Source organism: Streptomyces sp. NBC_00075, from assembly GCF_045041225.1.
GTDB lineage: Bacteria > Actinomycetota > Actinomycetes > Streptomycetales > Streptomycetaceae > Streptomyces > Streptomyces adonidis.
The window spans coordinates 8,692,423-8,706,919 of the sequence record NZ_CP108243.1 but is presented as its reverse complement, the minus strand read 5'-3'; the positions used below and the strand labels follow the sequence as shown (position 1 = coordinate 8,706,919).

16 protein-coding genes are annotated in these 14,497 nt (G+C 69.3%); 3 read left to right on the top strand and 13 right to left on the bottom strand.

Translation table 11 applies throughout. From position 1 onward, the window contains the following. Positions 1-264: 264 nt before the first annotated feature. Positions 265-1,704 carry an alkaline phosphatase PhoX gene (locus tag OG787_RS38180; protein ID WP_405538300.1) on the bottom strand — a complete coding sequence of 480 codons (1,440 nt, stop codon included), beginning with the start codon at positions 1,702-1,704 and terminating at the stop codon, positions 265-267. 261 nt (positions 1,705-1,965) lie between these two features. Continuing rightward, entirely contained in the window at positions 1,966-3,429 is a 1,464-nt protein-coding gene (locus OG787_RS38175) for a hypothetical protein (RefSeq protein WP_369037291.1), read from the bottom strand. 515 nt (positions 3,430-3,944) lie between these two features. Here OG787_RS38175 and OG787_RS38170 point away from each other — a divergent pair. Beyond that, the gene (locus OG787_RS38170) at positions 3,945-5,774 is read left to right on the top strand and encodes an endonuclease/exonuclease/phosphatase family protein (RefSeq protein WP_405538299.1); all 1,830 of its coding nucleotides are present in this window, start codon (positions 3,945-3,947) and stop codon (positions 5,772-5,774) included. Positions 5,775-5,795: 21 nt separating this feature from the next. Here OG787_RS38170 and OG787_RS38165 read toward each other — a convergent pair whose 3' ends face one another. The 5 genes from OG787_RS38165 to OG787_RS38145 all read right to left on the bottom strand — a co-directional run bounded on the left by OG787_RS38165 (position 5,796) and on the right by OG787_RS38145 (position 8,862). Beyond that, complete coding sequence (locus OG787_RS38165; RefSeq protein WP_405540710.1) at positions 5,796-6,530, bottom strand: SRPBCC domain-containing protein; 735 nt, start codon at positions 6,528-6,530, stop codon at positions 5,796-5,798. A gap of 25 nt (positions 6,531-6,555) precedes the next feature. Further along, complete coding sequence (locus OG787_RS38160; RefSeq protein WP_369037293.1) at positions 6,556-7,152, bottom strand: ArsR/SmtB family transcription factor; 597 nt, start codon at positions 7,150-7,152, stop codon at positions 6,556-6,558. A gap of 77 nt (positions 7,153-7,229) precedes the next feature. Beyond that, positions 7,230-7,934, bottom strand: a complete 705-nt coding sequence (locus tag OG787_RS38155) for a hypothetical protein (protein ID WP_405538298.1) — start codon at positions 7,932-7,934, stop codon at positions 7,230-7,232. 98 nt (positions 7,935-8,032) lie between these two features. Then, a complete protein-coding gene (locus OG787_RS38150) occupies positions 8,033-8,734 on the bottom strand; it encodes a hypothetical protein (RefSeq protein WP_369037295.1) in 702 nt (233 codons plus the stop codon). Then, entirely contained in the window at positions 8,731-8,862 is a 132-nt protein-coding gene (locus OG787_RS38145) for a hypothetical protein (protein WP_369037296.1), read from the bottom strand. Before OG787_RS38145 ends, OG787_RS38150 begins: the two co-directional genes overlap by 4 nt. Positions 8,863-9,022: 160 nt before the next feature. On the opposite strand from OG787_RS38145, the gene dapA reads away from it, so the two are divergent. Beyond that, complete coding sequence (dapA, locus tag OG787_RS38140; protein ID WP_405538297.1) at positions 9,023-9,937, top strand: 4-hydroxy-tetrahydrodipicolinate synthase; 915 nt, start codon at positions 9,023-9,025, stop codon at positions 9,935-9,937. 68 nt (positions 9,938-10,005) lie between these two features. Here dapA and OG787_RS38135 read toward each other — a convergent pair whose 3' ends face one another. From OG787_RS38135 to OG787_RS38120, 4 genes are all read right to left on the bottom strand, one after another. After that, positions 10,006-10,230, bottom strand: coding sequence for a hypothetical protein (locus OG787_RS38135; RefSeq protein ID WP_369037298.1), 225 nt, complete (start codon positions 10,228-10,230; stop codon positions 10,006-10,008). A 161-nt stretch (positions 10,231-10,391) separates the two neighbouring features. After that, the gene (gene dapD / locus OG787_RS38130) at positions 10,392-11,381 is read right to left on the bottom strand and encodes a 2,3,4,5-tetrahydropyridine-2,6-dicarboxylate N-succinyltransferase (protein ID WP_369037299.1); all 990 of its coding nucleotides are present in this window, start codon (positions 11,379-11,381) and stop codon (positions 10,392-10,394) included. 281 nt (positions 11,382-11,662) lie between these two features. Then, the gene (locus OG787_RS38125; RefSeq protein ID WP_369037508.1) at positions 11,663-12,202 is read right to left on the bottom strand and encodes a TetR/AcrR family transcriptional regulator; all 540 of its coding nucleotides are present in this window, start codon (positions 12,200-12,202) and stop codon (positions 11,663-11,665) included. Continuing rightward, positions 12,202-12,522 (bottom strand): multidrug efflux SMR transporter, encoded by a 321-nt coding sequence (locus OG787_RS38120; protein ID WP_369037507.1) that lies wholly within the window; start codon positions 12,520-12,522, stop codon positions 12,202-12,204. The genes OG787_RS38125 and OG787_RS38120 overlap by 1 nt, the downstream gene beginning before the upstream one ends. Before the next feature lie 224 nt (positions 12,523-12,746). Here OG787_RS38120 and OG787_RS38115 point away from each other — a divergent pair, with 224 nt between their 5' ends. Next, positions 12,747-13,619 carry an AbfB domain-containing protein gene (locus OG787_RS38115; RefSeq protein WP_369037506.1) on the top strand — a complete coding sequence of 291 codons (873 nt, stop codon included), beginning with the start codon at positions 12,747-12,749 and terminating at the stop codon, positions 13,617-13,619. Positions 13,620-13,695: 76 nt separating this feature from the next. Here OG787_RS38115 and OG787_RS38110 read toward each other — a convergent pair whose 3' ends face one another. After that, positions 13,696-14,028 (bottom strand): metal-sulfur cluster assembly factor, encoded by a 333-nt coding sequence (locus OG787_RS38110; protein WP_053741509.1) that lies wholly within the window; start codon positions 14,026-14,028, stop codon positions 13,696-13,698. Further along, positions 14,025-14,492: a Fe-S cluster assembly sulfur transfer protein SufU gene (gene sufU, locus OG787_RS38105; protein WP_369037505.1), complete on the bottom strand. Its 468-nt coding sequence runs from the start codon at positions 14,490-14,492 to the stop codon at positions 14,025-14,027. The genes OG787_RS38110 and sufU overlap by 4 nt, the downstream gene beginning before the upstream one ends. Positions 14,493-14,497: the final 5 nt, after the last annotated feature.

Here is a 14,497-nt window from a genome sequence, read left to right as displayed (position 1 = left end):
TGCCTTCGCACCGGGCACCCACCATTTGCTGCGCCTCCCGAGTTCAGATCGCGCACCGGGAGGTGCATGAAGTTTTGGGTGTCCAGAGATCGAAGTCGGCGGAACCGACGTAGGTGCTCTAACCCCTGAGCTACACCGGCGCGTTGTACCGGTGACGGGACTCGAACCCGCGGCCGCCCCATTATGAGTGGAAGTAGGTCCTGCCTTCGCACCTGGACGTTCATCACTCTAGGAGGCGTACCGCGGGCCGAGCGAGCGAATTAATCAGCCGCGCTTCTGGCGCTTCCACGGGCCGGTGATCGCCAGCATGATTCCCGGCGTCTGGATGTTGGCGTACAAGGTCTTGCCGTCGGGCGAGAAGGTGACGCCGGTGAACTCGCTGTATTCGGGCTCGTCTTCGGTACCGGCGTTGAGTTCGTTGCGGGCGATCGGATACGTCCGCCCGCTGTCCGTCGCGCCGAACAGGTGCTGGATGCCCTCGCCGTCCTCGGCGATGATCAGGCCGCCGTACGGGGAGACGGTGATGTTGTCGGGGCCGTCGAAGGCGCCGTCGACCGACGGGTCGGGGTTCACGCCCAGCAGGACCTTCAGGGTGAGCGTGCGGCGCTTGGGGTCGTAGAACCAGACCTGGCCGTCGTGCTGGACGGGGCTCTCGGCACGGGCGTACGAGGAGACGATGTAGGTGCCGCCGTCGCCCCACCACATGCCTTCGAGCTTGCGGGCCCGAGTGATCTCCCCGTCGCCGAACTGCTTGCGCACGGCGACGGTCTGGCCGTCGCGGTCGGGTACGTCGACCCAGTCGACGCCGTACACCGTGCCGATCTTCGTCGCGCGGGAGAGGTCGTCGACGAACTTGCCCGCGGAGTCGAAGCACTTGGGCGCCTGGAGGGTGCCCGCGGTGTCGGTGAGGGTACGGAAGGCGCCGTGGCCGTAGTGGAAGTGCTGCGGCGGGGTCCAGCGGTAGAGGAGGCCGTTGGGCGAGGCGGCGTCCTCGGTGAGGTAGGCGTGGCCGCGCTTGGGGTCGATGACGACGGCCTCGTGGTCGTAACGCCCGAAGAACTTCAGGGGCTTGGGGTTCCTGTTGGCGCGCTTGTCGCAGGGGTCGACCTCGAAGACGTACCCGTGGTCCTTGGTCATGCCGTTGACGCCGGCGCGGTCGGAGTTCTCCTCGCAGGTGAGCCAGGTGCCCCAAGGGGTACTGCCGCCCGCGCAGTTGGTGGAGGTACCGGCGATGCCCACCCACTCGGCGACCTGACCACCGGGACGCACCTCGACGACCGTGCAGCCACCGGACGCGGCCGGGTCGTAGACCAGGCCCTCGGTGAGCGGCACCGGGTACTTCCAGTTGGCGCGCGGACCCTTCAGCTCGTGGTTGTTGACGAGAAGGGTGGTACCGCGCGGCCCGGCGAAGGCGGCGGTCCCGTCGTGGTTGGACGGGGTGATCTCACCCGACTCCAGCGTGGTCTTCCCGCTGTACGTGATCACGCGGTACGAGAATCCGGCGGGCAGCGCCAACAGCCCCTTGGGGTCGGGCAGCAGCGGCCCGTAGCCGACGCCCCCACCGTGTCGTTCCTCGGTGGCAGCCGTCTCCGTGGACGCGAGAGCGTTGGGCGCGGTGGCGAGGGCGCCGACGCTGCCGGCCAGCGCGACCCCGGCCGAGGTGATCGCGGACTGTCTGGCGAAGTCCCTGCGGGTGAGCGACATGGTGATGTCTCCTGTGACGGTGGGCGTGCCGTGCGGCAAACGGGACGTGGAGGGCGGCGCACTCGTTTCGGCGCAACCGTCCCGCCTGAGCTTGAACGCGGCTTGAACGGAGAGCGACGTCACGGAACCAGCTTCCGTCCCGGAGGCAGCTGCCCCGCAGGGGCAGCGCCGACAGGGGCGCGGGGAACTGCGCGACCAGCCACGACGCACCCGCACCCGGGAACGATCCGCAGCACCCCCCACAGAATCCGCACCGCAGCACTACCCCCCTTGCTGCGACCGCGCCTTGAACGCCGCCTTCCGCGCCTCCTTCGCCACCCGCTTGTCCGGATGCAACCGCCCCATGGCCTCCAGCACATCCGCCGTAGCCGGATGCTCCACACGCCAGGCCGCCTCGAAGAACCCCCCATGCTGCTGGGCCAACCCCTCCACCAGCCCCCGCAGCTCCGCCGAGTTCCCCTCGGCAGCCAACTGCGCGGCCACCGTGTCGATGGTCAGCCAGAACACCATCGCCTCGGACGGCGCCGGCACGTCCGACGCCCCGTGCTCACTGAGCCAGACCCGGGCAAGCCCGCCCAGCTCCGCATCGTCGAGCACCTCACGCAGCGCGGGCTCGGCCTCGGCGCCGACAAGAGACAGCGCCTGCTGGCAGAGCAGCCGCCGCAGCGGCCCACCGGCGTCACCGCCCCGCGCCGCCGCGAGCAACTCCCGCGCCGCGGCAAGGGGTTCACGACGCGTCAGCCACTGCTCGGTCTCGGCCTGCGCAGCCGTCGCCGGGAAGGCCGCCGTACCGTCGAGCAACGCGTCCGCCCCCTTGTCCGCGAGGTCCCCGACGGCGGGCGCCACGAAGCCGGACTCCAGCAGCCGGGCCCGTACGCCGTACAGGCCGAGCGGGGTCAGCCGGACCATGCCGTAGCGGGAGACGTCGGTGTCGTCGCCCGCGAGCGCGCCCTCGGCGGGTTCGTCGGTGTCCGCCATGAGCGCCTCGTCGACGGGCCGGTAGGCGACGAGCCCGATGGGTTCGAGCAGCCGGAACTGGTCGTCGAGGCGCATCATCGTGTCCGAGACCTGCTCCAGGACGTCGTTGGTGGGCTCGCTCATGTCGCTCGGTACGACGATGGACGCGGCCAGCGCGGGCAGCGGCACCGGACTGTCGGCGGGCCCGCCCTCACTGACGGTCAGCAGGTACAGGTTGGCGAGCACCCCGTCGAGGAGGTCGGCCTCCGCCTCGGGGTCCCACTCCAGCTGGGAGAAGTCGACCTCGGCGCCCTCGTCCATGGCACCGACGAGATCGTCGAGGTCGGGCACGCTCGCGTCGGCGAGAACGGTCTCCAGCGCCGCGAGCCACACCGCGAGCACGTCGTGCGGGGCGCCCGAGGTGAGCAGCGCCAGGTCCTCGCCCGCCGTGACGGTGCCCTCGTCCTCGTCGACGACCTCGACGAGCCCGGTGTCCACAGCGACCCGCCACGCCTCACTGGCGTGCGCGAGCGCGTCCTCGACCGCGAGAGCCGCCGCAGCGCCGCCGCCCCCGATCAGCCCCAGCACCTCCGCCGCCGCGGGCAACTGCTCCTCGACGAGTTCGCCACCGGCCCCGACCCGGGTGTCCGGCCCGGCCCAGCGGGCGAGCCGGACGGCACGCGAGACCAGCGGGGCGGCGAGCGCGTCCCGCGCCAGCTCCGCTTCGGAGTGCAGTCGCACCGGCGGCAGGGGGGAGCTGTCTGACATCGGCTGTTTTCTCCTCAGGCGCCCGAAAGGCCGTACGGCGGCACCCGGTTGGCGCCCGGAGTCCGACGACGGCGTCTGACGACCGTACGACGTTGCGTTGAAGGCCGTACGACTCAGCCGCTCAGCCTAGACGGATTTGGCCCCATGCCGCCCGGTTCATGTACCTGTCACAGGCGACAGATGGCTGAAACCTTGACAAGTGGCCTGACCAGGCAGGAGATTGACGCGCGTAGAAGTGGATGGAAGCCGAGTGGGCGTCGAGTGGATACCGGTTCGCCGGATCCTCTTGCCTTCCGCCGTGCCCCATCGTGTTCACTGTTCTCCCAAGCCGGGCGTTCACCGTCGATCGCCCGGTGCCGAGCCTTCGGTGCGGACCCTTTCGCGCCGAGTGTTCACCGGATGTCTACGCGCGTCGCCAGCCGCCCAGCAGCTCGCGTTCCCCCCACGGCACCACCCTTGACAGCTTCTTCACCACCTTCGTCCCGGCACCCATGTTTGTCCCCGGAGGGATCCCGTTGCCGAGCAAGTCTTCCGCGCGCCTCGGCGCGCTCACTGTCGCCGCCGTCTGTTCCACGGTCGCCACCCTGGTGGTGATCCCGTCGTCCGCGCAGGCCGACACCGTGCGTATTCATGACATCCAGGGCACCACGCGCCTCTCCCCGCTCGCGGGCGAGAAGGTCACGGACGTGGCGGGAATCGTCACCGGCGTCCGTACCTACGGTTCGTCGCGCGGCTTCTGGATCCAGGACACGGCCCCGGACGCCGACCCGGCCACCAGCGAGGGCGTCTTCGTCTTCACCAGCTCCAAGCCGACCGTCGCCGTCGGCGACTCGGTCACCGTCACCGGCACGGTCTCGGAGTACGTGCCGGGCGGCGCCTCGTCCGGCAACCAGGCGCTGACGGAGATCGTCAAGCCGACGGTCACCGTCGTCTCCAGCGGCAACGCGGTCCCGGCCCCGACGGTCGTCGACGCCAGATCCGTACCGGCCGCCTACACCCCGGCCGGCGACACCGCCGCGAGCGGCTCGGTGAACGGCCTGACGCTGGAGCCCAAGAAGTACGCCCTGGACTACTACGAGTCCCTCGAGGGCATGAACGTCCAGGTCAAGGACGCCCGCGTGGTCACCGCCACCGACCCGTACACCGAGCTGTGGGTCACGGTGAAGCCGCGCGAGAACGCCAACCGCCGTGGCGGCACGGTGTACGGCTCGTACACCTCGCAGAACACCGGCCGGATCCAGATCCAGTCCCTGGGCGCGGTGGCCGACTTCCCGACCGCGAACGTCGGCGACAGCCTCACCGGTACGACCACCGGCCCGCTGGACTACAACCAGTTCGGCGGCTACACCCTCGTCGCCAACGAGATCGGCACCCTGAAGCAGGGCGGCCTGGAGCGCGAGACGACCCGCAAGCAGTCGCGGAGCGAGCTGGCGGTGGCGACGTACAACGTCGAGAACCTCGACCCGTCGGACAACACCTTCGCCGAGCACGCCGCCGCGATCGTGAACAACCTTCAGTCGCCCGACATCCTGTCCCTGGAGGAGATCCAGGACAACAACGGCGCGACGAAGGACGGTACGGTCGCCGCCGACCAGACGGTCCAGAAGCTGATCGACGCGATCGTGGCGGCGGGCGGCCCGACGTACGACTGGCGCTCCATCGACCCGGTCGACCTCGCGGACGGCGGCGAGCCCGGCGGCAACATCCGTCAGGTGTTCCTGTTCAACCCGGCGCGGGTCTCCTTCACCGACCGCGCGGGCGGCGACGCCACGACCGCCGTCGGTGTGACCAAGGACCACGGCAAGGCGGCCCTGACGGTCTCCCCCGGCCGCATCGACCCGGCCAACGCGGCCTGGACGAACAGCCGCAAGCCGCTCGCGGGCGAGTTCGTCTTCCGCGGCAAGACCGTCATCCTGATCGCCAACCACTTCTCCTCGAAGGGCGGCGACCAGGGCCTCACCTCGCAGTACCAGCCGCCGTCGCGCAGCTCGGAGACCCAGCGTCACCTCCAGGCGACCGCGGTGAACACGTTCGTCAAGGACATCCTGAAGGTCCAGAAGAACGCGCACGTGATCACGCTCGGCGACATCAACGACTTCGAGTTCTCCGACACCACCGAGCTGCTGGAGGACGGCGGCGCGCTGTGGTCGGCGATCAAGTCGCTGCCGAAGAGCGAGCGTTACACCTACGACTACCAGGGCAACAGCCAGGTCCTGGACCAGATCCTGGTCAGCCCGTCGATCAGCCGCAGCTGCGACTTCGACTACGACTCCGTGCACATCAACTCGGAGTTCAACGACCAGATCAGCGACCACGACCCGCAGGTGCTGCGCTTCAAGCCGTAACCAGCTGTAACTCCCAGTGGTTCAGGCCTGGTTGAACACACCGTTCAGCCAGGCCTGCCACTCGGCCTCGCACTCCTTGATGTCGGTGTCCGGCGTGAAGTCGTGCAGCGAGATGCCGACGGGATAACCCCAGTGGTTGCGCCCGAAGATCCGGGTGAGCCCCCGGTCCGTCCGCAGCCCGATGAAGTACGGGTCCCGGAAGTCGACCACGGCCTCGAACACGTCCGGCCCCTGGACAGTCACCCGCGCACCGGCGGCCACGCCCTCCCCGAGGCCGAGCGCCCGCCCCACAACGGTCAGCGCATCGGGCGCCTTCGAGCCCTCGGGCCCGTCGAAGGTGGCGAAGGCGGCCGACCGGGGCGCGAAGTGGACGAGATACTCGCGCAGGGTGTGCAGATAGAAGTCGGTGTGCTTGGCGGCACCGTCGTACTGGTTGTCCCAGTCGTCGACGAAGATCCCGCTGTGCACGTACCGCACCCAGGCCCGTCGGCCCTCGTCACGCGGCTCGACGGTGTAGTCGAGCTGGTTGAGAGTCTGTTCCTGGATCCCCTCGACGTTCTCGACCCGGTTGGTGTACCGGTGCGGCGGGTCCCAGGCGGTGACCGTCGACCCGAAGGGCCCCTTGCCGCCGACCCTGGGCTCGGGCGGCTCCATCGGCCACAGATAGCCGTCGGTTCCGCTGGTGACCGCTGCCCACACCTGCTCCGGGGTGGCGTCGACCTCGAACTCCCGGACGATCTCGAACTCTTTGGACACCTTCTCGGACATGACGAACTCCTGACTATTCCAACTCGGTCTGCTTGAGCGTGGGATGGACGGCCACGACGATCCGGTGGTCACGGCCGCCCTCGACATCCGGGGAGTCGTACTTGCGCACCAGCGCGGCGACTCCCGCCGTCAACTCCTCGACGAACGCGGCCCGTTCACCCGCCGAGGCGAAGCGCACCTCGCCGTCCAGCGCGTACGTGGCGAGCCCCTTGCGGGCCTTCGTCGCGCCGGTGATCAGCGCCCCGACGTCCCGCACCAGCCGCGCCCCGACCGCCAGCAGCCAGCGCGCGGAGAGCTGGTCGCGGAAGCGGTCGGGATCGGGCTGTACGGCGGCCAGGGCGAGCGGCGAGATGACGTACGACGCGGCGGTCGCCCGCATCAGCCGCTCGGTGACATTGCCCTTGCGGCGCTCCCCGGCCAGCTCGACCAGTCCGTGCCGCTCCAGCGCCTTGAGGTGGTAGTTCACCTTCTGCCGGGGCAGTCCGACCTTGCCGGCCAGCATGGCGGCCGACGCGGGCCCGGCGGCCAGCTCGGCGAGCAGCCGGCCCCGTATGGGATCCAGCGAGACGGCGGCGGCGGCCGGGTCCTCGATCACGGTGACGTCCAACATGGCTCCACCGTCTCACCGAACACTTTTTTTGTCCAGGGGAGAAAAGTCTTCGGTGAGAGACGGGCGGGAGGCCCGGATCACTCAGGAACGAGTCCGAGGGCGTACGAGTACCGGCGGGCCGTGAACGCCTTCACCGCGGGATACGTCCGAATGCGCTCCCACTCCGGACCGGGCGAGCCGATGCCCTCCCCCGGCGCGGCGATGGCCGCGTCATAGGACTCCACGCTCTCCCACTCGGCGTAGTTCAGGACGTGGGTGCCGTCCTGGCTCAGATGGAAGTGCGCGGAGATGAGCCCGCGATCGCTCTCCGGCGGCTCGACGAGGGCGTCGAGCACCAGATCGACCCACGGACGCCGCTCCTCGACTCCGCCCTCCTCGAAGTCGATCCGAACGATCACGACGAGCCCGGCCACGCGCGTGTCACCGACGGCCCGCTCCCGGCTCCGGTACCGCCGGTACCGATCGAGGGCGACCCGCTCGATCCCTGGCACAGCGATGTCGATCTCGTCGACGCGCTCCTGCCGCTGCGTCTTGACGAAGGCCTCGTAGTCCTGCTCGCGGGCCCACTGGGAGTGGTGGAGAAGGGTGGTCCCGTCGTGCCCGGCGTAGACGAAGTAGCCGAGCCCTCCCTCGGCGGGCCAGGCCCGGCGCTCCCAGGCCGCGGCGATGGCCTCGACGGTCTCCCGCTGCCGCTCGGGTGTACCGACCCGCCAGGTGCTGAAGAAGGGCGCCCGGGCGTCGGGGCGGGTGAGATCGGGGTGTGTGTGCGTACGACGGGCCATGGCGGCCTCCGGGTGATCGGCAACGTGTGTACGCCGACCAGCCTCCGACCTCGACCAAGATTGAGGTCAAGCCCTACCGGAAGCCGAGACCAACTCCCCTACCCCTTTGGCCCGTTGCCGGACCCGCCGTCCTCCAGCCCCGCCAACCGACTCTGGAACCAGTCGAGCCGGGCCTGCAACAGCGCGGCCTCGGCGACGAGTTCGGGCACCCCGAGCCCCTCGGCGGAGTCCAGTTGACCGACAGCGCCCGCCACCCCACGACCACCGCCCCCCGCCACGACCCGCAGCCCGTCCCCGGCGAGCCGGGCGAACCCGGCGAGCGACACGGACGTACGCCCTCGCACGCAGCCCGCGCACACGGCGGCCAGGCCAAGCCAACCGGGCCTGCCCCAGCCGGCGTCGGCGAACGCGACGGCGACCGCACCGCAGGCACAGGGCCCGACGGTCGCGACGCGCACCCGCTGACGGGCGTACCGGAAGCCGAGTTCGAAGCGGATGTAGGCACCGAGGACGGTGACGTCGAGCAGGACGGCCGCCCGGTGCTCGCCGGTGCACAGCAGCCCCTCAGCCGTTGCCCGGTCGTGCACACAGTGGAACCCGCAGTCGCAGCGGCGATTCGGCGCACGGTGCCGCAGCCCGTAGACGCAGGACGCGTCGGCGAGGACTCCGTACGGCAGCGCGCCGCCCAGCGACACCCCGGTGAACCCGGCCCGGGTGCCGTCCTGGGACAGCACCGGGTGGGCGATCTTGTATCCGGTCGGCGGCTCCGCCGGACGTTCCTCGGGGAGCCGCAGCCTCATCGGGCGACCGGAGCCTCTTCGACGGAGGCTGCCAACTCCTGCACTTCGTCAGGCAGTTGGAGTTCTTCGTCCTGGACGGGAACCTGCTCCTCCGCGACACCGGTGGCGAGTGCCTTGCCGAGCTTCATGACGCCTCCCATGACTGCTGTTCGGTTGCCGTTCCGGCCATGGTGACTCATGGGAGCCCGATTTGGCACTAGTGCCTCCACCTTCCACGTAGCATCACTTACCAATAAAAGGCAGAAAAACTAAGTAGAGCTTCACCGACAACGCGCCGAGACTACCCGTATGAAGACACCACCGACACCGACATCAACACGGACACCGACGCCCTTCGGCCGTGCCCTGTGCGCGATGGTCACCCCTTTCACCGCCGAAGGCGCCCTGGACCTCGACGGCGCCCAGCGGCTCGCCGACCGGCTGGTGGCCGGGGGCTGCGACGGCCTGGTGCTCTCCGGCACGACGGGCGAGTCCCCGACCACGACGGACACGGAGAAGTCGGCGCTGGTACGGGCGGTGCGGGAGGCGGTCGGTGCGCGGGCGTCGATCGTGGCGGGAGTGGGAACAGCCGACACCCGCCACTCCGTCGAACTGGCCCGGGCGGCCGAAAAGGCGGGCGCGGACGGCCTGTTGGCGGTGGCGCCCTACTACAGCCGACCCCCGCAGGACGCGATCGAGGCCCACTTCCGAGAACTGGCGGACGCCACCGCCCTCCCCCTCACGCTGTACGACATCCCGGGCCGCACCGGCGTACGCATCGAGCCGGAGACGATGATCCGCCTGGCCGGTCACCCGAGGATCGTTGCCGTGAAGGACTGTGCGTACGACCTGATGGGCACTCAGAAGGTGCTGGCCCGGACCGACTTGGCGTATTACACGGGCTGCGACGAGTACGTACTGGCGCTGTACGCGCTGGGCGGCGCCGGGTACATCAGCACGGTGGCGAATGCGGCCCCCCGCCACTTCCGGTCGATCATCGACAGGTTCGACGCGGGAGAGACGGCCGAGGCGGCCCGCCTACAGCAACGAGCCCTCCCCCTCACCGAGTTGATGATGGCGAAGGACCTGCCGGGAGCGGTGACGACCAAGGCACTGCTGGGCCGGCTGGGCCTGCCCTCGGGCCCGGTGAGGCCACCACTGCGCCCGGCGACCGAGCGGACGAAGGACGAACTGCTGGCGGCGTACGAGGAGTTGACCGCGTAGATCCCGGCGACGAGAGAGGGGCGAGGTCCGAACCGAACCTCGCCCCTCCCAAGAAAGCCACGGATCAATCAATCCCAGCGATACCCGTCACCCAGCAGGAGGAAGTGCTCCAGCACGTCCTCCATCGGGTCGTCGATCTGACCGACGTTGACGAGCCCGATCTTGGGACCGTTGTGCGAGTTCGTGTTGTACTCGTCCGCGCACGCCGTCCCTGCGGAGAGCCCGCAGACCACGGCCGCGGCGGCCGCCCCCGTCAGCCAGCGTGCGGCGATCCTGGCCCGCTCGTTCGTCATGAGATCCGCCCCTCGTCCTGCTTCGACATTCGACATTCGACATCTGATCGTCGGACACTGTGTCCACCCGTTCATCTGCCAGAAGCCGGACGAGGTCACGCGGAGCAACCCGTACGTGATCTTGGGGGGTTGCCGTACGAACCCATACGGGTACGGATACGTCAGTTGTGGCTGTGGAGAACCTCGTTCAGACCGCCCCAGACCGCGTTGTTCGGGCGGGCCTCGACCTTGCCGGTGACGGAGTTGCGTCGGAAGAGGATGTTGGAGGCGCCGGAGAGTTCGCGGGCCTTGACGATCTGACCGTCGGGCATGGTGACGAGGGTGCCTGCGGTGACGTACAGCCCGGCCTCGACCACGCACTCGTCGCCGAGCGCGATCCCCACTCCGGCCTCGGCACCGACCAGGCAGCGCTCGCCGATGGTGATACGGACCTGGCCGCCACCCGACAGAGTGCCCATGGTGGAGGCACCACCACCGATGTCGGACCCGTCCCCGACCACCACACCGGCGGAGATACGGCCCTCGACCATCGACGTACCAAGGGTGCCCGCGTTGAAGTTGACGAAGCCCTCGTGCATGACGGTCGTGCCCTCGGCGAGATGCGCGCCGAGGCGCACCCGGTCGGCGTCGGCGATGCGGACGCCCTTGGGGGCCACGTAGTCGGTCATCCGGGGGAACTTGTCGACGGACGTCACCTGGAGGTGCAGGCCCTCGGCGCGGGCGTTGAGGCGCACCTTCTCGATGTCGTCCACGGCGACCGGGCCGAGCGAGGTCCAGGCGACGTTGGCGAGGTGGGCGAAGATGCCGTCCAGGCTCTGCCCGTGCGGCTGTACGAGCCGGTGCGAGAGCAGGTGGAGGCGGAGGTAGACGTCGTGCGTGTCGAGGGGCTTGTCGTCGAGGGAGGCGATGACCGTACGAACCGCGACCACTTCGACACCCCGGCGAGCGTCAGGACCGACCGCTTTGGCCGCACCCTCGCCGAGCGCCTCGACGGCCCGCTCGACGGACAGCCGCTCGGTACCGGCGGGACCGGGCTCGGCGGACAGCACGGGGGCGGGGAACCAGGTGTCGAGAACAGTCCCGTCAGCGGCGACGGTGGCAAGCCCGGCGGCCACGGCGCCGGTGGTACGAGAAGCAGTCGTATCGGTCATAGAGAAAACCTAACTTGAGGGACCCCACCCGAGCGAACCAGCACAGACCAGATCTCAAGGACCGGTCACACCATCCAGCCGGGCTGACACCATCCAGCCCGTCCGGCACCCTCCAGCCCGTCCGGCGTTTGAGGACAAGGCCGTTCAGCGCGACCTTCCCACCCACCCGCCTGCCACCACCCTCCAGCCCGTCCGGCGTTTGAGGACAAGGGGGGCCTGGGGGCGCAGCCCCCAGAAGGATGGGACGGGTAGGGGCGGCGGGGGCGAGAAAACACCCCACCTCACCCCCGCAACACCCGCCCGAACACCTCCCGAGCAAACCCCTCCTCATACTCCCGCCCGGTGAGCAGCACCTGAAGACACATCCCGTCCATCACCGCCACCAACGCCCGCGCGGTCACCGCATCCGTCCGCCCCACCAACAACTCCCCCACCCCCTCCACCCACTCAGCCGCAACAGGCCGCAACGCCGGCCGCCGAACCGCCGCCAGATACAACTCGCACTCCAGCTCCACCCCCGCCCGATCCCCACCGAGCCACTCCCCCAACAACCCGGCAAGCTCCCCCGCCAGATCCCCCGCCCCGTCCCGCAGCCCACCCCTCGCCGCCACCACCTTCGCGAACCCCTCGTTCGCCTGCCGAAGCGCGGCGACGAGCAGCTCGTCCAGCGTGCTGAAGTGATACGTCGTCGACCCCAACGGCACATCCGCCTCGGCCGCGACCGACCGATGACTGAGCCCCGCGATCCCCTTCTTCCCCACCACCCGAATCGCCGCGTCGATGATCCGCTGCCGCCGCTCGGGGTCGTACCGCCGCCCCATCAGTGCGCACCGCCCATGTTCAGCACGACGACCCCGCCGATGATGAGCACGATCCCGGCGACCTTCGCCAAGCCCATCCCCTCCCCCAGGAACACCGCGCCGATCGTCGCGACGGCAGCGGTCCCTATCCCGGACCAGATCGCGTAGGCCGTCCCCACCGACACGGTCTTCAGCGTCTGCGCGAGCAGCACGAACGCGACGGCGTACCCCAGACCGGTCAGCACGGACGGCCACAGCCGGCTGAAGCCGTCGCTGTACTTCATGGCGGTCGTGGCGCCCACCTCGGCGGCGATGGCTCCGACCAGCAGCAGATATCCCATGTGTACGAGTGTACGCATCGATATGTACGCCCGTACACAGCACCGCCCAAAACCACCCCCAACCACCCCACCCCGCCCGCACCGACCACCAACTCCCGCACCCCCCGGTCTCATTGAGGAAACAACCCTTCTCACAGCAATGGACAGTCCCCTAGCCTCGCGTCCATTACTGTTTCAACTACTCGTTCACACGTTCGCCACAGGCGACGCCGGAGGAACAGCGCATGACAGAAGAAAAGCCCCGGCTCATCCCAACTCAACCGTGGGAGAACGGCTGGGCCCCGGACACCTCACGTGTGCCCGGGACGCGGCGGCTCTGGATGGCGGGCACCCTGGCCCTGTCGGTCGTGGCCGCCTGTGTGACCGCGATCATCGTCACGGAGCGGCAGTCCGTGGAGCCGACGCCCGTGGCGAAGGCCCCGCTGCCGTCGCCGGGCTCCACGTACCCCGGGCTCCTCACCTACGCCTCCCCGTCGGCGACCGGAGCCGCACCGCCGAGCGGAAAGAGCGGCCTGTCGTCGGCGCAGCCGACCACGCCGGCCGCCACGGCCCCCGCGCCCGCCGCCCCCGCCCCGAACGCCGAGGGCTCCGCCTCCGCGGCCGTCTCGGAGGCCCCGGGGAAGCCCGCCGCTTCCCCGTCCCCCAGCAAGTCCTCGGCCGCTCCCGCCAAGCCGGCCTCCACCTCGAGGTCCGTCGAGTCGGTCAACTACCCCGGCCGGTACTGGCACGTGTCGAACGGCCTGGTGAAGCTCGACCAGGTCCGTGGCTCGGAATCCCGCGAGGACAGCACCTTCGACGTGGTCAAGGGGCTGTCCAACAGCTCCTGCTACTCGTTCAAGACGAACGACGGCAAGTACCTGCGCCACCGCGACTTCATCCTGCGCGCCGAACGCAACGACGGCTCCTCGCTGTTCAAGCAGGACGCCACCTTCTGCGGCGGGTACTCGGGGTACACCGGCGAGGCGATGCTCACGTCGGTGAACTACCCCAACTACGCGCTGCGTCACAAGAACTTCCAGCTGCGCCTGGACCCGTACGGCTACAACACGACCAACCGGAAGGACTTCCTCTTCCGCCTGGTGGCCCCACTGGCCTGATATGCATACGAGAGCGGCGGCACCCGAGCAAGGGTGCCGCCGCTCTCGTATGTCGCACGCGTCGTTCGAGTGCTTCTCAGACGTTGAACCCCAACGCCCGAAGCTGGTCCCGGCCGTCGTCCGTGATCTTGTCCGGGCCCCACGGCGGCATCCACACCCAGTTGATGCGGAGTTCGTTGACGATGCCGTCCGTGGCGGACTTGGCCTGGTCCTCGATGACGTCCGTGAGCGGGCAGGCCGCGGACGTCAGGGTCATGTCGATCGTCGCGATGTTCGCGTCGTCGATGTGGATGCCGTAGATCAGGCCGAGGTTGACGACGTCGATACCCAGTTCGGGGTCGACGACGTCGTACAGCGCCTCGCGGACCTCGTCCTCCGAGGCCGGCTTCATCTCAATGGTCTCGCTCATGCCGTCTTCCTTTCGGCGGCGTCCGAGCCCAGGGCCTGGGCCGTCGCGTCCTTCCACGCCATCCAGCTGAGCAGCGCGCACTTCACCCGGGCCGGGTACTTGGAGACACCGGCGAACGCGATCGCGTCCTCCAGCACCTCCTCCATCTCGTCGTCCGGCTCGACCTTGCCCTTGGACTGCATCAGCTCCAGGAAGGTCTCCTGGATCTTCTGCGCCTCGGACAGTTCCTTGCCGACCAGCAGCTCGTTCAGTACGGAGGCCGAGGCCTGGCTGATCGAGCAGCCCTGGCCCTCGTACGAGACGTCGCTGATCGTCGTGCCGTCGTACTTCACGCGCAGGGTGATCTCGTCGCCGCACGTCGGGTTGACGTGGTGCACCTCGGCATCGCCGTCCCGCAAGCCCCGGCCGTGCGGGTGCTTGTAGTGGTCCAGGATGACTTCCTGGTACATCGAATCCAGCTTCACGATTC